This window comes from Enterobacter sp. 296B2 (assembly GCF_034106185.1).
Classification (GTDB): Bacteria; Pseudomonadota; Gammaproteobacteria; order Enterobacterales; family Enterobacteriaceae; genus Enterobacter; species Enterobacter cloacae_N.
In genome coordinates this window covers 68,011-87,916 of sequence record NZ_JAWNCA010000013.1, presented here as the reverse complement: position 1 = coordinate 87,916, position 19,906 = coordinate 68,011, and the positions used below count along the sequence as shown (strand labels likewise).

General features: G+C 55.9%; 19 protein-coding genes. 9 read left to right on the top strand and 10 right to left on the bottom strand.

Annotated elements, in window-relative coordinates:
• Positions 1 to 21: 21 nt before the first annotated feature.
• The 4 genes from pstC to phoU are packed head-to-tail and all read left to right on the top strand — an operon-like array spanning position 22 to position 3,444.
• The gene (pstC, locus tag URZ40_RS12000; protein ID WP_028014924.1) at positions 22 to 981 is read left to right on the top strand and encodes a phosphate ABC transporter permease PstC; all 960 of its coding nucleotides are present in this window, start codon (positions 22 to 24) and stop codon (positions 979 to 981) included.
• On the top strand, positions 981 to 1,871 hold the full coding sequence (pstA, locus tag URZ40_RS11995) for a phosphate ABC transporter permease PstA (protein WP_014881893.1): 891 nt from the start codon (positions 981 to 983) through the stop codon (positions 1,869 to 1,871). The genes pstC and pstA overlap by 1 nt, the downstream gene beginning before the upstream one ends.
• Positions 1,872 to 1,918: 47 nt before the next feature.
• Positions 1,919 to 2,692, top strand: a complete 774-nt coding sequence (gene pstB, locus URZ40_RS11990; protein WP_010426574.1) for a phosphate ABC transporter ATP-binding protein PstB — start codon at positions 1,919 to 1,921, stop codon at positions 2,690 to 2,692.
• 26 nt (positions 2,693 to 2,718) lie between these two features.
• Positions 2,719 to 3,444 carry a phosphate signaling complex protein PhoU gene (phoU, locus tag URZ40_RS11985; protein ID WP_008500182.1) on the top strand — a complete coding sequence of 242 codons (726 nt, stop codon included), beginning with the start codon at positions 2,719 to 2,721 and terminating at the stop codon, positions 3,442 to 3,444.
• 57 nt (positions 3,445 to 3,501) lie between these two features.
• On the opposite strand, the gene yieH is transcribed toward phoU, so the two are convergent.
• Positions 3,502 to 4,167, bottom strand: a complete 666-nt coding sequence (gene yieH / locus URZ40_RS11980; protein WP_316380816.1) for a 6-phosphogluconate phosphatase — start codon at positions 4,165 to 4,167, stop codon at positions 3,502 to 3,504.
• 165 nt (positions 4,168 to 4,332) lie between these two features.
• On the opposite strand from yieH, the gene adeP reads away from it, so the two are divergent.
• Positions 4,333 to 5,670 (top strand): adenine permease AdeP, encoded by a 1,338-nt coding sequence (adeP, locus tag URZ40_RS11975; protein ID WP_163330067.1) that lies wholly within the window; start codon positions 4,333 to 4,335, stop codon positions 5,668 to 5,670.
• A 92-nt stretch (positions 5,671 to 5,762) separates the two neighbouring features.
• Here the strand turns inward: adeP and URZ40_RS11970 are convergent, their stop codons facing one another.
• From URZ40_RS11970 to rpmH, 9 genes are all read right to left on the bottom strand, one after another.
• Positions 5,763 to 6,329: an NADPH-dependent FMN reductase gene (locus URZ40_RS11970; protein WP_135345652.1), complete on the bottom strand. Its 567-nt coding sequence runs from the start codon at positions 6,327 to 6,329 to the stop codon at positions 5,763 to 5,765.
• Between the two features lie 36 nt (positions 6,330 to 6,365).
• Positions 6,366 to 7,112 (bottom strand): 4'-phosphopantetheinyl transferase superfamily protein, encoded by a 747-nt coding sequence (locus URZ40_RS11965; RefSeq protein ID WP_116343661.1) that lies wholly within the window; start codon positions 7,110 to 7,112, stop codon positions 6,366 to 6,368.
• A gap of 122 nt (positions 7,113 to 7,234) precedes the next feature.
• Positions 7,235 to 8,206, bottom strand: coding sequence for an HTH-type transcriptional regulator YidZ (gene yidZ / locus URZ40_RS11960; protein ID WP_116343660.1), 972 nt, complete (start codon positions 8,204 to 8,206; stop codon positions 7,235 to 7,237).
• Complete coding sequence (locus URZ40_RS11955) at positions 8,175 to 9,350, bottom strand: MFS transporter (protein WP_316380818.1); 1,176 nt, start codon at positions 9,348 to 9,350, stop codon at positions 8,175 to 8,177. Before URZ40_RS11955 ends, yidZ begins: the two co-directional genes overlap by 32 nt.
• A gap of 111 nt (positions 9,351 to 9,461) precedes the next feature.
• Positions 9,462 to 10,826 carry a tRNA uridine-5-carboxymethylaminomethyl(34) synthesis GTPase MnmE gene (gene mnmE / locus URZ40_RS11950; RefSeq protein ID WP_116343658.1) on the bottom strand — a complete coding sequence of 455 codons (1,365 nt, stop codon included), beginning with the start codon at positions 10,824 to 10,826 and terminating at the stop codon, positions 9,462 to 9,464.
• A 72-nt stretch (positions 10,827 to 10,898) separates the two neighbouring features.
• Entirely contained in the window at positions 10,899 to 12,542 is a 1,644-nt protein-coding gene (yidC, locus tag URZ40_RS11945; protein WP_320720599.1) for a membrane protein insertase YidC, read from the bottom strand.
• A 2-nt stretch (positions 12,543 to 12,544) separates the two neighbouring features.
• Positions 12,545 to 12,802 (bottom strand): membrane protein insertion efficiency factor YidD, encoded by a 258-nt coding sequence (gene yidD, locus URZ40_RS11940; protein ID WP_001307474.1) that lies wholly within the window; start codon positions 12,800 to 12,802, stop codon positions 12,545 to 12,547.
• Positions 12,766 to 13,125 (bottom strand): ribonuclease P protein component, encoded by a 360-nt coding sequence (gene rnpA / locus URZ40_RS11935; RefSeq protein WP_014072458.1) that lies wholly within the window; start codon positions 13,123 to 13,125, stop codon positions 12,766 to 12,768. The genes yidD and rnpA overlap by 37 nt, the downstream gene beginning before the upstream one ends.
• A gap of 16 nt (positions 13,126 to 13,141) precedes the next feature.
• Positions 13,142 to 13,282 (bottom strand): 50S ribosomal protein L34, encoded by a 141-nt coding sequence (gene rpmH, locus URZ40_RS11930; protein ID WP_000831330.1) that lies wholly within the window; start codon positions 13,280 to 13,282, stop codon positions 13,142 to 13,144.
• A 599-nt stretch (positions 13,283 to 13,881) separates the two neighbouring features.
• Here rpmH and dnaA point away from each other — a divergent pair.
• The 4 genes from dnaA to gyrB are packed head-to-tail and all read left to right on the top strand — an operon-like array spanning position 13,882 to position 19,894.
• Complete coding sequence (gene dnaA / locus URZ40_RS11925) at positions 13,882 to 15,276, top strand: chromosomal replication initiator protein DnaA (protein WP_032644944.1); 1,395 nt, start codon at positions 13,882 to 13,884, stop codon at positions 15,274 to 15,276.
• A gap of 4 nt (positions 15,277 to 15,280) precedes the next feature.
• Positions 15,281 to 16,381, top strand: a complete 1,101-nt coding sequence (gene dnaN, locus URZ40_RS11920) for a DNA polymerase III subunit beta (protein WP_008500170.1) — start codon at positions 15,281 to 15,283, stop codon at positions 16,379 to 16,381.
• Positions 16,381 to 17,454, top strand: a complete 1,074-nt coding sequence (gene recF, locus URZ40_RS11915) for a DNA replication/repair protein RecF (protein WP_163329967.1) — start codon at positions 16,381 to 16,383, stop codon at positions 17,452 to 17,454. Before dnaN ends, recF begins: the two co-directional genes overlap by 1 nt.
• Before the next feature lie 28 nt (positions 17,455 to 17,482).
• The gene (gyrB, locus tag URZ40_RS11910; protein WP_116343654.1) at positions 17,483 to 19,894 is read left to right on the top strand and encodes a DNA topoisomerase (ATP-hydrolyzing) subunit B; all 2,412 of its coding nucleotides are present in this window, start codon (positions 17,483 to 17,485) and stop codon (positions 19,892 to 19,894) included.
• Positions 19,895 to 19,906: the final 12 nt, after the last annotated feature.

The window sequence follows — 19,906 nt, the reverse complement described above, 5'->3', positions numbered from 1 at the left end:
TTTCATAAAGAAGAGTAATTTATGGCTGCAACCAAGCCTGCATTTAACCCTCCGGGTAAAAAAGGTGACATGATTTTCGGCGCGCTGGTCAAACTGGCTGCGCTGATTGTGCTATTGCTGCTGGGCGGCATTATCGTGTCTCTGATTTTCTCCTCCTGGCCGAGCATTCAGAAATTCGGTTTCTCCTTCCTGTGGACCAAAGAGTGGGACGCGCCGAACGACATCTACGGTGCGCTGGTGCCGATTTACGGTACGCTGGTGACCTCGTTCATCGCCCTGCTGATTGCGGTTCCGGTAAGCTTCGGTATTGCGCTGTTCCTGACGGAACTGGCGCCGGGCTGGCTGCGTCGCCCGCTGGGTATTGCCATTGAACTGCTGGCAGCCATCCCAAGTATCGTATACGGCATGTGGGGTCTGTTTATCTTTGCGCCGCTGTTTGCCACGTACTTCCAGGAACCGGTGGGTAATGTTCTCTCAGCCGTTCCGTTTGTGGGAGCCCTGTTCTCTGGCCCGGCATTCGGTATCGGTATTCTGGCGGCAGGGGTGATCCTCGCCATTATGATTATTCCGTACATTGCGGCGGTGATGCGCGATGTTTTCGAACAAACCCCGGTGATGATGAAAGAGTCGGCCTACGGCATCGGCTGTACTACCTGGGAAGTTATCTGGCGCATTGTCCTTCCGTTCACCAAAAATGGGGTGATCGGTGGCGTGATGCTGGGCTTAGGTCGTGCGCTGGGTGAAACCATGGCAGTCACCTTTATCATCGGTAACACCTACCAGCTCGACAGCGCCTCACTCTATATGCCGGGTAACAGCATTACTTCCGCGCTGGCGAACGAGTTTGCCGAAGCGGAATCCGGGCTGCACGTCGCAGCGCTGATGGAACTGGGCCTGATTCTGTTCGTTATCACCTTCATTGTTCTGGCGATTTCCAAGCTGATGATCCTGCGTCTCGCGAAAAATGAGGGGGCACGCTGATGGCAACTCTCGAAATGCAAAGCACCGCTCAGCTTGCGGAATCCCGCCGCAAAATGCAGGCGAAGCGTCGTTTCAAAAACCGCATTGCGCTGACGCTCTCCATGGCAACGATGGCATTCGGCCTGTTCTGGCTGATCTGGATCCTGATGTCCACCATCACCCGTGGTATTGATGGCATGTCTCTGGCGCTGTTCACCGAGATGACGCCGCCGCCAAATACGGCGGGTGGTGGTCTGGCAAACGCCCTGGCGGGCAGTGGCCTGCTGATTCTGTGGGCGACCGTCTTCGGTACGCCGCTGGGCATTATGGCCGGTATCTATCTGGCGGAGTACGGGCGTAAATCCTGGCTGGCAGAGGTGATTCGCTTCATTAACGACATCCTGCTTTCCGCTCCGTCGATTGTCGTGGGCCTGTTTGTTTACACCATCGTGGTTGCGCAAATGGAACACTTCTCCGGCTGGGCAGGCGTGATTGCGCTGGCGCTGCTGCAGGTGCCTATCGTCATTCGTACCACCGAAAACATGCTGAAACTGGTGCCGGACAGCCTGCGTGAAGCGGCTTACGCGCTGGGTACGCCGAAATGGAAAATGATTTCTGCGATTACGCTGAAAGCGTCGGTCTCCGGGATCATGACAGGTATTCTGCTGGCTATCGCCCGTATCGCCGGTGAAACGGCACCGCTGCTGTTTACTGCCCTCTCCAACCAGTTCTGGAGTACGGACATGATGCAGCCGATCGCCAACCTGCCGGTGACGATCTTTAAATTTGCGATGAGTCCATTCGCGGAATGGCAGCAGCTGGCCTGGGCCGGGGTGCTGATCATCACCCTTTGCGTACTGTTGCTGAACATTCTGGCGCGCGTCATTTTCGCGAAGAAGAAACACGGTTAATTTTTTACGGCGCGGCAGATCGCGGCGCCGAATGAGGAAATGAGTCAATGAGTATGGTTGATACTGCCCCGGGTAAGATTCAGGTTCGTGATTTGAACTTCTACTACGGCAAATTCCATGCCCTGAAGAATATCAACCTGGATATTGCGAAGAACCAGGTCACGGCATTCATCGGTCCGTCCGGCTGCGGTAAATCCACGCTGCTGCGTACCTTTAACAAAATGTATTCGCTCTATCCGGAGCAGCGCGCTGAAGGTGAAATTATCCTGGATGGCGAAAACATTCTGACCCAGGCCCAGGATATCGCCCTGCTGCGCGCCAAAGTGGGGATGGTGTTCCAGAAACCAACGCCGTTCCCGATGTCCATCTATGACAACATCGCGTTTGGCGTTCGCCTGTTTGAGAAGCTCTCCCGTGCCGATATGGACGAGCGCGTGCAGTGGGCATTGACCAAGGCCGCATTATGGAACGAAACCAAAGATAAGTTGCACCAGAGCGGGTACTCTCTCTCCGGTGGTCAGCAGCAGCGTCTGTGTATTGCGCGTGGTATCGCCATTCGTCCGGAAGTATTGCTGCTGGATGAGCCGTGCTCGGCGCTGGACCCGATCTCAACCGGTCGTATTGAAGAGCTGATCACCGAGCTGAAGCAGGATTACACCGTGGTTATCGTGACCCATAACATGCAGCAGGCTGCACGTTGTTCCGATCACACGGCGTTTATGTACCTGGGCGAGCTGATTGAGTTCAGCGATACGGATGCGCTGTTCACCCGGCCCGCGAAGAAACAAACCGAAGATTATATTACTGGCCGCTACGGTTGATTTGCCTTAGTGCATGTGGAGAAACCATGGACAACCTCAATCTTAATAAACACATTTCCGGCCAGTTCAACGCAGAGCTGGAAAGCATCCGCACGCAGGTAATGACCATGGGTGGCATGGTCGAGCAGCAGCTTTCTGATGCGATTACGGCGATGCACAACCAGGATAGCGAGCTGGCGAAGCGCGTCATTGAAGGCGACAAAAACGTCAACATGATGGAAGTTGCTATCGACGAGGCCTGCGTGCGCATTATCGCGAAACGTCAGCCGACGGCGAGCGACCTGCGTCTGGTGATGGCGATCATCAAAACCATCGCCGAGCTGGAGCGTATTGGTGACGTGGCGGATAAAATCTGCCGCACCGCGCTGGAGAAATTCTCTCAGCAGCACCAGCCGCTGCTGGTGAGTCTGGAATCGCTCGGTCGTCACACCGTGCAGATGCTGCACGACGTGCTGGATGCATTCGCGCGCATGGATCTGGACGAAGCAGTTCGTATCTACCGTGAAGACAAAAAGGTCGACCAGGAGTATGAGGGCATCGTCCGTCAGCTGATGACCTACATGATGGAAGATTCACGTACGATCCCAAGCGTGCTAACTGCCCTGTTCTGCGCGCGCTCTATCGAGCGTATCGGCGACCGCTGCCAGAACATTTGCGAATACATTTTCTACTTCGTCAAAGGCCAGGACTTCCGCCATGTGGGCGGCGACGAACTGGACAAGCTGCTGGCGGGTAAAGATCCGAAAGAGTGATTTTTCCCCTCACCCTAACCCTCTCCCTGTGGGAGAGGGCCGGGGTGAGGGGAAAACTCAGCGAGTAATATCCCACCCGCGCGCCTTCCACAGTTCCGGCAACTGCGCCAGCTCGGTAAAGGTCGTTACTTTTGGATGATCGATCGGCCTGTTGTGCGGATCGGCACAGAAGTAAAACACCTCCATCCCCGCATCAATCCCCGACTGCGCGCCCGCAGACGAGTCATCCACCAGAATGCAGTTCTTCACGTTGACGTTCATCGCGTTTGCCGCATGGAACATCAGCGCCGGATCTGGCTTCCAGCGCTGGATATCGTAGCCGCTGAACAGCTTTTCCGGGAAATGGTGCAGCATCTCAAGCTTGCCGAGCGAGTGCTGCATTTTGCTGACCGGGCCGTTGGAGACCACACAGATCGGCACCGTCATTGCATCCAGCAGCGCGTTTGCACCGGCAATGACCTCCAGCTCAGAATCGAACAGGCGTGCGACCTCGGCGCGGTACACCGGTTCCAGATCCGCTTTTGCCAGACTGACACCGTGTTCTTTGTTAATGATGTCGATAATCTCATAGAGCTTTACGCCCTTAAAGCGTTTGAACACCTCTTCGAGTTCCAGCGTAATGCCAAATTCCTGGAACATGGTGACGTACGCGCGGGAACAAATGATCTCACTGTCGACCAGCGTACCGTCGCAGTCGAAAAATACCGCTTCAATTCCGGACATGCCTTTCCCTTTTAACAAGTTTAACGTTTTCGTACGGCAGTTCGCCGGGACGCAATCGTTGCCGTATAAGCAAAATCAATGAAAAAAGTATCACGTAACCGCCACTATTGTCGCATTTTGGTATAGGATAGCGACGAATTTTCCCTCCTTGTTCGGAAATTGATGATGAGTCAACAACACACTACCCAGACATCTGGTCAGGGTCTGCTTGAGCGCGTGTTTAAACTGCGCGAGCACGGCACAACGGCACGCACCGAAGTGATCGCAGGTTTCACCACCTTCCTGACGATGGTCTATATCGTTTTTGTGAACCCGCAAATTTTGGGCGTCGCTGGCATGGACACCAGCGCCGTCTTTGTAACCACCTGTCTGATTGCGGCGCTTGGCAGCATCCTGATGGGCGTGTTCGCTAACCTGCCGGTTGCGCTGGCACCGGCAATGGGCCTGAATGCGTTCTTCGCCTTCGTGGTGGTTCAGGCGATGGGTCTGCCGTGGCAGGTTGGCATGGGTGCCATCTTCTGGGGCGCTATTGGCCTGCTGCTGCTGACCATTTTCCGCGTGCGTTACTGGATGATTGCGAACATTCCGGTGAGCCTGCGCGTGGGTATCACCAGCGGTATCGGTCTGTTCATCGGCATGATGGGGCTGAAAAACGCCGGTGTGATCGTGGCGAACCCTGAAACGCTGGTAAGCATTGGCAATCTGACCTCTCATAACGTGCTGCTGGGCGTGCTGGGCTTCTTTATCATCGCGATCCTGGCCTCCCGCAACATTCATGCGGCGGTGCTGGTGTCCATCGTGGTGACCACCCTGCTGGGCTGGATGCTGGGCGACGTTCACTATAACGGTATCGTCTCTGCGCCTCCGAGCGTCTCTACCGTGATTGGCCATGTTGATCTGGCGGGCTCCCTGAACCTGGGCCTGGCGGGTGTGATCTTCTCCTTCATGCTGGTCAACCTGTTTGACTCCTCCGGTACGCTGATTGGCGTGACCGACAAAGCGGGTCTGGCGGACGAGAAAGGCAAATTCCCGCGCATGAAGCAGGCGCTGTATGTGGATAGTATCTCTTCCGTGGCGGGTTCTTTCATTGGCACCTCGTCTGTTACCGCTTACATTGAATCCTCTTCCGGCGTCTCCGTGGGCGGCCGTACCGGCCTGACGGCGGTGGTGGTAGGTATCCTGTTCCTGCTGGTGATTTTCCTCTCTCCGCTGGCGGGTATGGTTCCACCGTATGCGGCAGCCGGCGCACTGATTTACGTGGGTGTGCTGATGACGTCGAGTCTGGCGCGCGTGAAGTGGGAAGATTTAACCGAAGCGGTGCCGGCCTTTATTACCGCCGTGATGATGCCGTTCAGCTTCTCTATCACCGAAGGTATCGCGCTGGGCTTTATCTCTTACTGCGTAATGAAGATCGGTACCGGCCGCTTCCGCGACCTCAGCCCATGCGTGATTGTCGTGGCGCTGCTGTTTGTGCTGAAGATTGTGTTTATCGACGCCAAATAAACAGCAAGCCCTTTTCTTCGAAAAGGGCTTTAGTGTTTGTTCCCTCTCCCACAGGGAGAGGGCCAGGGTGAGGGCATCAAGCCGCAGTGATCTTACGCCTTCACCCGCTTGATATAATCCCCAAACGCCGTGAGCTGTCCAGAGAGATGATCACGTGTGCTCTGATCCACCACTTCACCCGTTTGCGGGTCGACCTTGTTCTGAATCACACCGCCCATAAATTCCGGTTTGTTCATCACCATCGCATCGAGGAACACCAGGATCTGGCGCAGATGGTACTGGCAGCGCGCGCCGCCAATCGCGCCCATTGAGCTGGTCTGGATCAGCACCGGTTTGCCGGACAGCGGCTGCTCCGGTAAACGAGACAGCCAGTCGATGGCGTTCTTCAGGCCACCCGGAACCGAGTAGTTATACTCTGGCGTGACAATGACCACGCCGTCGGCCTGGCGAATTTGCTCTGCCAGCGCCTCAACGCTCTGCGGGAACCCTTCTTCCTGCTGGACATCTGCATCATAAAGCGGGATATCACCAATAGATGGCAGGGCGCTAATTTCCATACCTGCCGGGGACAGCTGCGGCAGCGTGCGGGCAACCATTCCGTTAAATGAACCTTTGCGCAGGCTTCCCAGTAACGTAACTACTTTCAACGTATCAGACATGATTACTCCTGTTTCATCATGATGACCCTGATTGGATCAGCTATGGGTAAATGCTTTTTCTGCCGGTAAACTGGTTAAACGCATCAGGCGTGCGGCGGGCTCGTTGGCGCGCTCGGGCACATCCGGAAGGCTACTCCATCCCTCTTTGCTGTCAAATTCCCAAATTTTTAGCCGTTCGATGGCAGGGCTGACCGCAACAGACCATATCAACACATCTTCTGCATCGCTGAGCGCCTCTACAAGCGTGGCTTTAGCGGCACGCAGGCGTCCGGAGCCCGGCAACAATTGCAACAGGCTGGCATCGTCTGAAGCGCATCCGCAGAGCTTGCGAATGCTCTGGCGCAGGGTGATGAGCTGGGCACGGGCTTCAACAGGATCGTTCTGGTTGCGTACCCACAGCTTTTCATTGCTGGAAAGCGGGTAGTCATCGTGCGGGCTTGCGCCATGAAACCCCCGCGTCGCACGCTGAAGTTCCATATCCAGCCCGCAATCGCCTTCGGTGGTCAGCGCCACGCCAATGATATTCCCCGTATAGGCAATAGAAAAACGGGGGAGTTCCGGGTCGGCAAAGACCGGGCGACCTTCTGGTTGCGTGACGATCTCGGGCAGTTCGCTGGTGCCGTACAGCATAAACAGCAGTTCTGCGAGAAGCGCTCTGGAGGCTAAAAACCGCGTCCTGCGGTGTTCGGGGAGTTTGAGTGCCTCACTGTGACAGGCTGAAGAGAGTCTTGCCGATACGAGACGTCCTTCTGTAAGTATCCCTCTTGCAAAGTGCGTTGCCATTTTTCGCTCCTTGATAATGGTCGTAATCGGTTAAACGGTTACATGATTATCGCTTAACTTGACTCCTGTTTTAATCAGTAAATAGGAGTAAAAGAAGCCTGAGGGCCGAACTTTACATTTTCTTAGGCAAAAATTGGATCGCTGCCACCGTACAACGCCTTGATGGTCTCCCGCAGCCAGAGAATTTTCGGATTATGGCTGTTCCGTTTATGCCAGATTAGCGTGAAGGGAACGGTCAGCTTTTCAGCCTGCGCTTCGTCAATGGGAATAGGAAGCGCGATCAGCTTCCGCTGGTGGAGTTCATTGTAGTGGCGACAGTAGTGGGGAGCCGTGGCGATATAGTTATGGCCGGGCTGTGCCGCCATAAACATCGACTGCTCAAAGCCCGGCAAACACATGGCAATGTTTCTCTCCCGCCCCATCTCTTTTAGCACCTCATCCAGCGCCCAGGTGTCGCTCCGTTCCCAGAAGATACTGATATGGGGATAGCGCAGGAAGGTCTCCAGATTCCACTCCTCCTGCAGAGCGGGATGGTCCTCGCGTAAATAGACGCAAGGGCGGTCGCTAAACAGGATTTCGTAGTCGATAAACCACGGCATCAGCTTCAGCAGTTCACGCGAGCGCGGGTGCGTTTCACGACCGGTGAAGCCAACGTCCACTTCCCCGCGCGTAATGGCGTCCAGTGAGTCGTAATCCCAGTGACGCACCTTCACCGTCGCCTGCGGATAACGCTGATTGACCTGCTCCAGCAGGGTGTTAAAGCGGATGAGCATCAGCGGCGTTTCGGCGGCCAGCACGAACGTTAGCCCGCCTGGCGAATCATGGTGGAATTTGTCGAGGATCTGGTTGCCGATTTGCATCCAGTCGGCCAGATCCTGCTCCAGGCTGACCGTCAGCGGGGTGGGCAGCAGCCCTAACGGCGTTTTGACAAACAGCGGGTCGTCAAACCAGTCGCGCAGCTTGGCCAGCGATTTGCTCACCGCCGATGGCGTCACGTTCATCCGCTTCGCAGCTTTGGTGACGCTGCGCTCCTGCAGCAAAAGCTGCAGGCAAAGCAACAGGTTAAGATCGAGACTGCTGATGGGCTTCTTCATAGTGTGCCGCGGGCCGGATGACCATAAGTAAGGTGATGCAGACCATGCTACAGGCAATCAGAATCCCGATCAGCATATTGAGCGCGTTAAGTCCGATGACTGCCGCCAGCCATATCCACAGAGACGAGCCGCAGACCTGTGCGATCCCCAGCACCGAGCTTGCCACGCCTGCCCGCAGCGAGAACGGGCCGAGCGCCTGGCTCATCGCCACGCCAAAGCCAACCGAGAACCCGGCACAGATGAGGGTAATGCCCACCAGCATCACCGCATGTGAGCTGGTGGTCGCCAGGATCGCGCCTGCGGCGAGGAATAAAACCTGTGAGGTCAGCATCAATGTACGCTGGCTGAAAATATTTAGCGCAAACGGCGTCGAAAACGAAACGGCCATACTAACCATCGCGGTTAATGCCATCACCGTTGAATACTCACCGCGATCGAAACCCATGGTCTCCATCAGCAACACCGGGGAAACGTTTACATACGTCAGGATCACCGCCACGCTTAAGGTCGTCACAGCCAGACGGCTGAGGAAAAAGCGGTTGAGAAGCTTCTCTGCCGGATGAATGGTCGCGGTATGGCTGGAATTCTGCGAGCCCGGGTGGGTCTCTTTCAGCACGGCGATCGACAGGATAAACACCAGCGTGCCCATGGCCGCCATGGTCCAGAACAGGCTCTGCCACGGGAATTTCAGCATGATCAGATAGCCCACGACCGGAGCCAGCACCGGGATGATGCAGGTAATGCCGTTCAGCATCGAAAGCACTTTAGCGCGGCGCTGGGCGCTTAAGGTGTCGCGCAAAATCGCAAACGCCACCACGTAGCAGCCACCGGCACCAATGCCCTGAATGAACCGTCCTGCCAGGAACACGGTGCTGTTCTGCGCCTGTGAGCAGAGAAGAGAGGCCAGGGCAAAGATGATGGCACCGGTAATCGCGACGGGCTGACGGCCTGCCTTATCCGCAATTTTCCCGGCAAAGACCATCGACGACGCCATCCCCGCGAGGTAGGCCGAAAACGCGATGTGCAGCTGCGCTTCGCTGGCACCCAGATCGCGTGCGATGTGCGGTAATCCCACCAGATACATATCAATGCCTGACGGATAAAGAAGAACTAATGCGAAACTACAAAACAGAAAACGCGCCATAACCCCCCCATAGATGCAGGCATGCAGGATAGGGGGTGAAAAGGGATTAGGCGAGTTGCCATTTGGACAATGGTGATTTCCTGAGAGGAAATCACCATTGATTAGCGGGAACTATTTACCAATACAGAAGCTTGAGAAAATCCTTCCCAGCAGATCGTCCGACGTAAACTCCCCGGTGATCTCGCTCAGATTCTGCTGCGCCAGACGCAGCTCTTCCGCCAGCAGCTCGCCCGCCCACGCGCCGATCAGCTGCGCTTTCCCCTGAACAAGGTGGTTCGCCGCCTCTTCCAGCGCCTGCAGGTGACGACGACGCGCCAGGAAGCCGCCTTCCATACTGGTATCAAAGCCCATGCTCTGCTTGAGATGGTTACGCAGGTCGTCCACGCCTTCACCCGTACGCGCCGACAGGCGAATCAGTGAGTGACCATTCACATCGCTGATGCCCAGCGTTTCGCCGGTAACATCTGCTTTGTTACGCACCACGGTGATCGGCAGTTTGGCCGGCAGACGGGCGATAAAGTCCGGCCAGATCTCCGCCGGGTCAACGGCGTCGGTCGTGGTGCCGTCGACCATAAACAGTACGCGGTCGGCCTGCTCGATCTCCTGCCAGGCGCGTTCGATACCGATGCGTTCCACTTCATCGCTGGCATCGCGCAGGCCCGCGGTATCAATGATATGCAGCGGCATCCCGTCGATGTGGATATGCTCGCGCAGCACGTCGCGGGTGGTGCCGGCAATGTCGGTGACGATCGCCGCTTCACGGCCTGCCAGAGCGTTCAGCAGGCTCGATTTCCCGGCGTTAGGGCGACCAGCAATGACCACCTTCATCCCTTCACGCAGCAGGCTGCCCTGGCGCGCTTCGGCACGCACGGCGTCGAGATCGTTCATCACCTGGTTGAGCTGGGCTTCGATTTTACCGTCAGAGAGGAAGTCGATTTCCTCGTCCGGGAAATCGATAGCCGCCTCCACGTAGATCCTGAGGTGAGTAAGTGCTTCCACAAGATGATTTACGCGTGCGGAGAATGCCCCCTGCAGCGAGTTAAGCGCGGAGCGTGCCGCCTGTTCGGAACTGGCATCGATCAGGTCTGCAATCGCTTCTGCTTGCGCCAGGTCGAGCTTGTCGTTGAGGAAAGCACGTTCGGAGAACTCGCCCGGCTTCGCAATGCGCAGGCCTGGCAGGGTCAGAATACGTTTTAACAGCAGGTCGAGGATAACCGGGCCACCGTGGCCCTGCAGCTCCAGCACGTCTTCGCCGGTGAAGGAGTTCGGGCCGGGGAACCACAGCGCAATGCCCTGGTCCAGCGGCGTGCCGTCCGCATCTTTAAACGGCAGGTAATCAGCGTAGCGCGGCTTTGGCAGTTTACCCAGCACCGCTTCGGCCACCTCTCGCGCCTTCAGGCCGGAGATACGCAGAATGCCTACACCACCGCGTCCCGGTGGGGTTGCCTGGGCGACGATAGTGTCGTTATGGCTCATGGTTGTTCTCGTTCAATACAAATAAAAAAGGCGGTCAATCGACCGCCCTTATTTTAGCGTTAACTTACCGAATCAGGACTTTTTCTTTTCGCGGCTATGCAGGCCACGTTTTTCCAAACCACGGTAAATCAGCTGCTGCTGGATGATGGTCACCAGGTTGCTGACGATATAGTACAGCACCAGACCTGACGGGAACCACAGGAAGAACACGGTGAAGATGACCGGCATAAAGGTCATGATCTTCTGCTGCATCGGGTCGGTCACGGTGGTCGGCGACATCTTCTGGATGAAGAACATCGTCACGCCCATCAGGATCGGCAGGATGTAGTACGGGTCCTGTGCGGACAGGTCATGGATCCACAGGGCGAACGGCGCGTGGCGCAGCTCAACGGAACCCATCAGCATGTAGTACAGCGCAAGGAAGATTGGCATCTGAATCAGCAGCGGGAAGCAACCACCCAACGGGTTCACTTTCTCTGCTTTATACAGGGCCATCATTTCCTGGCTCTGACGCTGTTTGTCATCGCCCAGACGCTCACGCATCGCCTGAATCTTCGGCTGCAGCATGCGCATCTTCGCCATGGAGGTGTACTGCGCTTTGGTCAGCGGGTACATGATGCCACGAACGATAAAGGTGATAACGATGATGGAGAAGCCCCAGTTACCCAGGAAGCTGTGGATGAACTTCAGCAGCTTAAACAGCGGCTGAGAGATGAACCACAACCAGCCGTAATCCACGGTCAGATCCAGGTGCGGCGCGACGGCTGCCATTTTTTCCTGGATTTCCGGGCCGACCCACAGGGTGCTTGCCAGCTTACCGGTTTGACCCGGCTGAACCAGAACCGGCTGTGATTTATAGCCGATGGCTGCAATACCGTTGCCCAGGTTCGCGGTGTAGAAGTTATTGGTACCGTCGTTATTTGGGATCCATGCCGTTGCGAAATACTGTTGCAGCATTGCTACCCAACCGCCTTTGGAGCTGACGTTCAGGTTTTCGTTATCGGCAATGGTGTCGAATTTGTATTTCTCGTACTTCGCGTCAGGCGTGGAATACGCCGCGCCACGGAAGGTATGCAGCGCAAAGTTGCTGCTTCCGGTGTCACGGTGAGAAGGCAGATTGATGGACTGCTTCAGCTGACCGAAGGTAGACAGTTCCAGCGGTTTCGCACCGGCGTTCTGTACGCTGTAGCCCACGTTCACCGCATACTCACCGCGTTTCAGAGTGAAGGTTTTGGTGAAGGTGTTGCCTGCCGCGTCGGTGTAGGTCATCGGGATAACGAGTTCGTTCTGGCCGTCAGCCAGCACAAAGGTGTCGTTGTCGACGTTATACAGTGGACGCGCGCCGTTAGCCGGGTTATCCGGGCCATCACGACCGGTCAGGCCGCTCTGCGCCTGATACAGGAACTCCGGTGTGGTTTCCAGTAACTGGAACGGTTCGTTAGACTTCAGCTCTTTCGGGTAGGTCAACAGCAGCGCCTGCTCAACATCACCACCACGGGTGTTGATAGTCAGCTCAAGCACATCGGTCTTAACCGTAATCTGTTTCCCCTGGCCACTGGCCGGTACGCCCTGGTCGGCGGCGCTACCCGCTGCGGTGGTCGTAGTCTGCGTGGTCTGCTGCTGGGGTTGAGGATTTTTATCCTGCTCCCATGCCTGCCAGATCATGAAAGACACGAACAACAAAGCGATGATAAGAAGATTGCGTTGCGAATCCATCGTTAGTGTTCTCTGGTATCAAAAGGTCCTGGGGGGACGGGGTCGTCTCCACCGGGGTGTAAAGGGTGGCATTTTAATACGCGTTTCACCGTCAACCAACTGCCTTTTATCACTCCAAACCTGCGCAATGCCTCAATTCCATAGCTTGAGCATGTTGGTGTGAAACGGCAGTGCGGCCCGAGTAGCGGACTAATCAGGCGTTGATAGACCCGAATGAGGGCTATCAGGACCCGTGAGCCAGGCGACAGTGGCGGCGCCATAATTTTTCCAACGCTTCCGAGAGAGCACGGTTATCGAGGTCGGCAACCCCCTTTTTAGCCACCACCACGAAATCCATAGAAGGCAATTCGTGCTGACGTAAACGGAAGCTTTCACGCGTCAGACGTTTAATCCGGTTGCGTTCATGCGCACGCTTAACGTTTTTCTTAGCGACTGTGAGACCGATGCGGGGATGCCCCAGCGAATTTTGGCGGCCGAGGATGGTGATTTGCGGCGTGCCAGCCCGTTGTGGCTGCTGGAAGACGAAAGTGAAATGAGTGGGAGTTAACAAACGTAACTCCCTGGGAAATGCTAGCTTAACCACTCAGGGGTTAGCTTTATTACTTGGAAACGGTCAGACGAGCGCGGCCTTTAGCACGACGACGTGCCAGAACCTGACGACCATTTTTAGTAGCCATACGAGCACGGAAGCCGTGAGAACGGTTGCGCTTCAGTACAGACGGTTGAAAAGTGCGTTTCATGGCGATTTCTACCTAAACTTGAAAAAATTCATGACTTTTGCGGATGCCCGACCGAGTTTCGAATGACGGACGCCGAAGCCGTGGGTGATTAAAGAGGCCGGATTGTAATAATTGTACACTCCGGAGTCAATTCTCTTTCCTTATTTCCCGCGTATTTCCGCACGATTTCGCGTGGAAAATGAGCAACGGACGACGCAGGAAGATGAGCATCACGCGCCGGGTCGAGGATTATACGGCCTCGCCAACAAAGCGCAAGGATCGTCCCGGATCTTCGTTAGATCATTTAAGCAATAAATTGTCGTTGCTCATTAAATTTTCCAATATGCGGGCTAAATCGCGGGGCACTCGCGCCAGGATCGTTTACACTTACCCGGTTTCGGATCTTCCTGTGGATAAATCGGGAAGAATCTGTGAGAAACAGAAGATCTCTGGCTCAGTTTACGCTATGATCCGCGGTCCCGATCGGGATCCCAGGATCCTGGTCAGGATAAATTGCAGATAGCAATTCGCACGTCCCCCTTTACACAGGGTCATGTCGATGTGCGCCAACAATCATGAATATTCAATAGTTTTCTTTTATTGTTCGAGTGGAGTCCGCCGTGTCACTTTCGCTTTGGCAGCAGTGTCTTGCCCGATTGCAGGATGAGTTACCAGCCACAGAATTCAGTATGTGGATCCGCCCGTTGCAGGCGGAGCTGAGCGATAACACGCTGGCTTTGTATGCGCCAAACCGTTTTGTGCTCGATTGGGTAAGGGACAAATACCTTAATAACATCAATGGTCTGCTGAACGATTTCTGCGGGTCAGATGTCCCACAACTGCGTTTTGAAGTGGGCACAAAGCCGGTCACCCAAACCGTTCGTGAAACCGTAAATGTAGCCGCGCCTGCTCAGGCTGTTCCGGCTCCGGCACCTCGCGTCGCACCCGCTCGTCAGGGCTGGGATAACGTCCCTGCCCCCGCAGAGCCAACCTATCGCTCTAACGTTAACGTGAAACACACGTTCGATAACTTCGTTGAAGGTAAGTCGAACCAGCTGGCGCGCGCGGCGGCCCGTCAGGTTGCGGATAACCCTGGCGGTGCCTACAACCCGCTGTTCCTCTATGGCGGCACGGGTCTCGGTAAAACCCACCTGCTACATGCGGTAGGTAACGGCATTATGGCCCGCAAGCCTAACGCGAAAGTGGTGTATATGCACTCCGAGCGCTTCGTTCAGGACATGGTAAAAGCCCTGCAAAACAATGCGATCGAAGAGTTTAAACGTTACTACCGTTCCGTTGACGCGCTGCTGATCGATGACATCCAGTTCTTTGCCAATAAAGAACGATCGCAGGAAGAATTTTTCCACACCTTCAACGCCCTGCTGGAAGGTAATCAGCAGATCATTTTGACCTCGGATCGTTATCCAAAAGAGATCAACGGCGTTGAAGATCGTCTGAAATCCCGCTTCGGCTGGGGCCTGACCGTGGCGATCGAGCCACCGGAGCTGGAAACCCGCGTTGCGATCCTGATGAAGAAAGCCGATGAGAACGACATTCGCCTGCCGGGTGAAGTGGCGTTCTTCATTGCCAAGCGTCTGCGCTCCAACGTGCGTGAGCTGGAAGGGGCGCTGAACCGCGTTATCGCCAATGCCAACTTTACCGGTCGTGCGATCACCATCGATTTTGTGCGTGAAGCGCTGCGTGATTTGCTGGCATTGCAGGAAAAACTGGTCACTATCGACAATATTCAAAAGACGGTGGCCGAGTACTACAAGATTAAAGTGGCAGATTTACTGTCTAAACGTCGTTCCCGCTCGGTGGCGCGTCCGCGTCAGATGGCGATGGCGCTGGCAAAGGAGTTAACCAACCACAGTCTGCCGGAAATCGGCGATGCGTTTGGTGGCCGTGACCATACGACCGTGCTGCACGCTTGTCGCAAGATTGAGCAGTTACGCGAAGAAAGCCACGACATAAAAGAAGATTTTTCCAATCTAATCAGAACATTATCATCGTGACGCTATGAAATTTACCGTTGAACGTGAACATTTATTAAAACCGCTGCAACAGGTGAGTGGCCCATTAGGCGGCCGCCCAACGCTGCCTATTCTCGGAAACCTGCTGCTTCAGGTCGCGGACGGTACGCTGTCGCTGACCGGTACAGATCTGGAAATGGAAATGATCGCGCGCGTTACGCTGACGCAGCCGCACGACGCGGGCGCGACCACGGTTCCGGCACGTAAATTCTTTGATATCTGCCGCGGGCTGCCGGAAGGCGCTGAAATCGCCGTGCAGCTGGAAGGCGACCGCATGCTGGTGCGCTCTGGCCGCAGCCGTTTCTCACTCTCCACGCTGCCAGCTGCAGACTTCCCGAACCTGGACGACTGGCAGAGTGAAGTGGAATTCACCCTGCCGCAGGCGACGATGAAGCGTCTGATTGAAGCCACGCAGTTCTCCATGGCGCATCAGGACGTTCGTTACTACTTAAACGGCATGCTGTTCGAAACCGAAGGTGAAGAGCTGCGTACCGTGGCTACCGACGGCCACCGTCTGGCGGTCTGTTCTATGCCGATTGGCGACTCACTGCCAAACCATTCGGTGATCGTGCCGCGTAAAGGGGTGATTGAGCTGATGCGTATGCTCGACGGTGGCGACACGCCGCTGCGCGTGCAGATCGGCAGCAACAACATCCGCGCGCACGTGGGCGATTTTGTTTTCACATCGAAGCTGGTTGACGGCCGTTTCCCGGATTATCGCCGCGTGTTGCCGAAAAACCCGGACAAAACGCTGGAAGCGGGCTGCGATAGCCTCAAGCAGGCGTTTGCCCGTGCCGCGATCCTCTCTAACGAGAAATTCCGCGGCGTGCGCCTTTACGTGAGTGAAAACCAGATCAAAATCACCGCTAATAACCCGGAGCAGGAAGAGGCAGAAGAGATTCTGGACGTCACCTACGCCGGGGCTGAGATGGAAATCGGCTTTAACGTCAGCTACGTGCTGGATGTGCTCAATGCACTGAAATGCGAGAACGTGCGCATCCTGCTGACCGACTCCGTTTCGAGCGTACAGATTGAAGATGCCGCATCACAGTCGGCTGCTTATGTTGTCATGCCAATGAGACTGTAATGTCGCTCACCCGTCTGTTGATCCGCGACTTTCGCAATATCGAAAGCGCGGATCTCGCTTTATCCCCCGGCTTTAACTTCCTGGTTGGCGCGAACGGCAGCGGCAAAACCAGCGTGCTGGAAGCCATCTATACGCTCGGCCACGGTCGGGCGTTTCGCAGTTTGCAGATTGGTCGCGTCATTCGCCACGAGCAGGAATCCTTTGTTCTGCACGGACGTTTGCAGGGCGCAGAGCGGGAAACCGCCATCGGCCTGACCAAAGACAAGCAGGGCGACAGCAAGGTGCGCATCGACGGCACCGACGGCCACAAAGTGGCGGAGCTGGCGCTGCTGATGCCGATGCAGCTGATTACGCCGGAGGGGTTTACTTTACTCAACGGCGGCCCCAAATACAGAAGAGCGTTCCTCGACTGGGGATGCTTTCACAACGAAGCCGGTTTCTTTAACGCCTGGAGCAACCTGAAGCGTCTGCTCAAGCAGCGTAACGCCGCGTTGCGCCAGGTTACCCGTTACGCCCAGCTGCGTCCATGGGACATGGAGTTAATCCCTCTCGCGGAACAAATCAGCAACTGGCGTGCCGAATACAGCGCGGGTATCGCCGAAGACATGGCCGACACCTGCAAACAGTTTTTACCCGAGTTCTCTCTCACCTTCTCCTTCCAGCGCGGCTGGGAGAAAGAGACGGATTATGCCGAGGTGTTAGAGAGAAGCTTCGAGCGCGACCGCATGTTGACCTACACCGCGCACGGCCCGCACAAGGCGGATTTTCGCATTCGTGCCGACGGTGCGCCGGTGGAAGATACGCTGTCGCGCGGGCAGCTCAAGCTCCTGATGTGCGCGCTGCGCCTGGCGCAAGGGGAGTTCCTCACCCGCGAGAGCGGGCGGCGCTGCCTGTACCTGATAGATGATTTTGCCTCGGAACTTGACGACGCGCGGCGCGGGCTGCTTGCCAGCCGCTTAAAAGCCACGCAGTCGCAGGTTTTCGTCAGCGCCATAAGCGCTGAACACGTTATGGACATGTCGGACGAAAATTCGAAGATGTTTACCGTGGAAAAGGGTAAAATAACGGATTAACCCAAGTTGAAATGAGCGAGAAACGTTGATGTCGAATTCTTATGACTCCTCCAGTATCAAAGTCCTGAAAGGGCTGGATGCGGTGCGTAAGCGCCCGGGTATGTATATCGGCGACACGGATGACGGCACCGGTCTGCACCACATGGTATTCGAGGTGGTAGATAACGCTATCGACGAAGCGCTCGCGGGTCACTGTAAAGACATCGTGGTCACCATCCATGCGGACAACTCCGTCTCCGTCACCGATGATGGCCGTGGCATCCCAACCGGTATTCACCCGGAAGAGGGCGTATCCGCTGCGGAAGTGATCATGACCGTTCTGCACGCAGGCGGTAAGTTCGACGATAACTCCTATAAAGTTTCCGGCGGTCTGCACGGTGTAGGCGTTTCCGTAGTTAACGCCCTGTCGCAGAAGCTGGAGCTGGTCATCCAGCGCGAAGGCAAAATTCACCGTCAGATTTACCAGCACGGCGTGCCTGAAGCCCCGCTGGCCGTTACCGGCGATACCGACAAAACCGGTACCATGGTGCGTTTCTGGCCGAGCCTCGAAACCTTCACTAACGTCACCGAATTCGAGTACGACATTCTGGCGAAACGCCTGCGTGAACTGTCGTTCCTGAACTCCGGCGTATCGATTCGCCTGCGCGACAAGCGTGACAACAAAGAAGACCACTTCCACTACGAAGGCGGTATCAAGGCGTTCGTTGAGTATCTGAACAAGAACAAAACGCCAATTCACCCGAATATCTTCTACTTCTCCACCGAAAAAGACGGTATCGGCGTGGAAGTGGCGCTGCAGTGGAACGATGGTTTCCAGGAAAACATCTACTGCTTCACCAACAACATTCCACAGCGTGACGGCGGTACTCACCTTGCGGGCTTCCGCGCGGCGATGACCCGTACCCTGAACGCCTACATGGACAAAGAAGGCTACAGCAAAAAAGCGAAAGTCAGCGCCACCGGTGACGACGCCCGTGAAGGCCTGATTGCCGTTGTTTCCGTGAAGGTGCCGGATCCGAAGTTCTCCTCACAGACCAAAGACAAGCTGGTCTCTTCCGAGGTGAAATCAGCGGTTGAGCAGCAGATGAACGAACTGCTGAGCGAGTACCTGCTGGAAAACCCGAACGACGCGAAAATCGTTGTGGGCAAAATTATCGATGCGGCGCGTGCCCGTGAAGCGGCGCGTAAAGCCCGTGAGATGACCCGTCGTAAAGGCGCGCTGGACTTAGCGGGCCTGCCGGGCAAGCTGGCTGACTGTCAGGAACGCGACCCGGCGCTGTCCGAACTGTACCTTGTGGAAGGGGACTCCGCGGGCGGTTCTGCGAAGCAGGGCCGTAACCGTAAAAACCAGGCGATTCTGCCGCTGAAGGGTAAAATCCTCAACGTTGAGAAAGCGCGCTTCGACAAGATGCTCTCTTCCCAGGAAGTGGCGACGCTCATCACCGCGCTGGGCTGCGGCATTGGCCGCGATGAGTACAACCCGGACAAGCTTCGCTATCACAGCATCATCATCATGACCGATGCGGACGTCGACGGCTCGCACATCCGTACGCTGCTGTTGACCTTCTTCTATCGTCAGATGCCTGAAATCGTTGAGCGTGGCCACGTCTACATTGCACAGCCGCCGCTGTACAAGGTGAAAAAAGGCAAGCAGGAACAGTACATCAAAGATGACGATGCGATGGATCAGTACCAAATCGCGATCGCCCTTGACGGTGCAACCCTGCACGCGAACTCCAGCGCTCCGGCACTGGCAGGCGAGCCGCTGGAGCGTCTGGTCTCCGAGTTCAACGCCACGCAGAAAATGATTGGCCGTATGGAGCGCCGTTATCCAAAAGCGCTGCTGAAGGAGCTGGTCTATCAGCCGACCCTGACCGAAGCCGATCTGAGCAACGAGCAGACCGTGACGCGCTGGGTGAACGCTCTGGTGAGCGAGCTGAACGAGAAAGAACAGCACGGTAGCCAGTGGAAGTTCGACGTTCAGCAGAATGCGGCACAGCAGTTTGAGCCTATCGTTCGCGTCCGTACCCACGGCGTCGACACCGACTATCCGCTGGAGCACGAATTTGTGACCGGTCCGGAATACCGTCGTATCTGCACCCTCGGCGAGAAGCTGCGCGGCCTGATCGAAGACGATGCGTTCATCGAACGTGGCGAGCGTCGTCAGCCGGTAGCCAGCTTCGAGCAGGCGCTGGAATGGCTGGTGAAAGAGTCCCGTCGCGGTCTGTCTATCCAGCGTTATAAAGGTCTGGGCGAAATGAACCCGGATCAGCTGTGGGAAACCACCATGGATCCGGAAAGCCGTCGCATGCTGCGCGTCACCGTGAAAGACGCGATTGCTGCGGACCAGCTGTTCACCACTCTGATGGGTGACGCGGTTGAACCGCGTCGTGCCTTCATCGAAGAGAACGCGCTGAAAGCGGCGAATATCGATATCTAATGCCGTTACACT

Coding starts and splice junctions, on each gene's coding strand:
- pstC (WP_028014924.1), top strand. CDS start 22: ATGGCTGCAACCAAGCCTGCATTTAACCCTCCGGGTAAAAAAGGTGAC.
- pstA (WP_014881893.1), top strand. CDS start 981: ATGGCAACTCTCGAAATGCAAAGCACCGCTCAGCTTGCGGAATCCCGC.
- pstB (WP_010426574.1), top strand. CDS start 1,919: ATGAGTATGGTTGATACTGCCCCGGGTAAGATTCAGGTTCGTGATTTG.
- phoU (WP_008500182.1), top strand. CDS start 2,719: ATGGACAACCTCAATCTTAATAAACACATTTCCGGCCAGTTCAACGCA.
- yieH (WP_316380816.1), bottom strand. CDS start 4,167: ATGTCCGGAATTGAAGCGGTATTTTTCGACTGCGACGGTACGCTGGTC.
- adeP (WP_163330067.1), top strand. CDS start 4,333: ATGAGTCAACAACACACTACCCAGACATCTGGTCAGGGTCTGCTTGAG.
- URZ40_RS11970 (WP_135345652.1), bottom strand. CDS start 6,329: ATGTCTGATACGTTGAAAGTAGTTACGTTACTGGGAAGCCTGCGCAAA.
- URZ40_RS11965 (WP_116343661.1), bottom strand. CDS start 7,112: ATGGCAACGCACTTTGCAAGAGGGATACTTACAGAAGGACGTCTCGTA.
- yidZ (WP_116343660.1), bottom strand. CDS start 8,206: ATGAAGAAGCCCATCAGCAGTCTCGATCTTAACCTGTTGCTTTGCCTG.
- URZ40_RS11955 (WP_316380818.1), bottom strand. CDS start 9,350: ATGGCGCGTTTTCTGTTTTGTAGTTTCGCATTAGTTCTTCTTTATCCG.
- mnmE (WP_116343658.1), bottom strand. CDS start 10,826: ATGAGCCATAACGACACTATCGTCGCCCAGGCAACCCCACCGGGACGC.
- yidC (WP_320720599.1), bottom strand. CDS start 12,542: ATGGATTCGCAACGCAATCTTCTTATCATCGCTTTGTTGTTCGTGTCT.
- yidD (WP_001307474.1), bottom strand. CDS start 12,802: ATGGCGCCGCCACTGTCGCCTGGCTCACGGGTCCTGATAGCCCTCATT.
- rpmH (WP_000831330.1), bottom strand. CDS start 13,282: ATGAAACGCACTTTTCAACCGTCTGTACTGAAGCGCAACCGTTCTCAC.
- dnaN (WP_008500170.1), top strand. CDS start 15,281: ATGAAATTTACCGTTGAACGTGAACATTTATTAAAACCGCTGCAACAG.
- recF (WP_163329967.1), top strand. CDS start 16,381: ATGTCGCTCACCCGTCTGTTGATCCGCGACTTTCGCAATATCGAAAGC.
- gyrB (WP_116343654.1), top strand. CDS start 17,483: ATGTCGAATTCTTATGACTCCTCCAGTATCAAAGTCCTGAAAGGGCTG.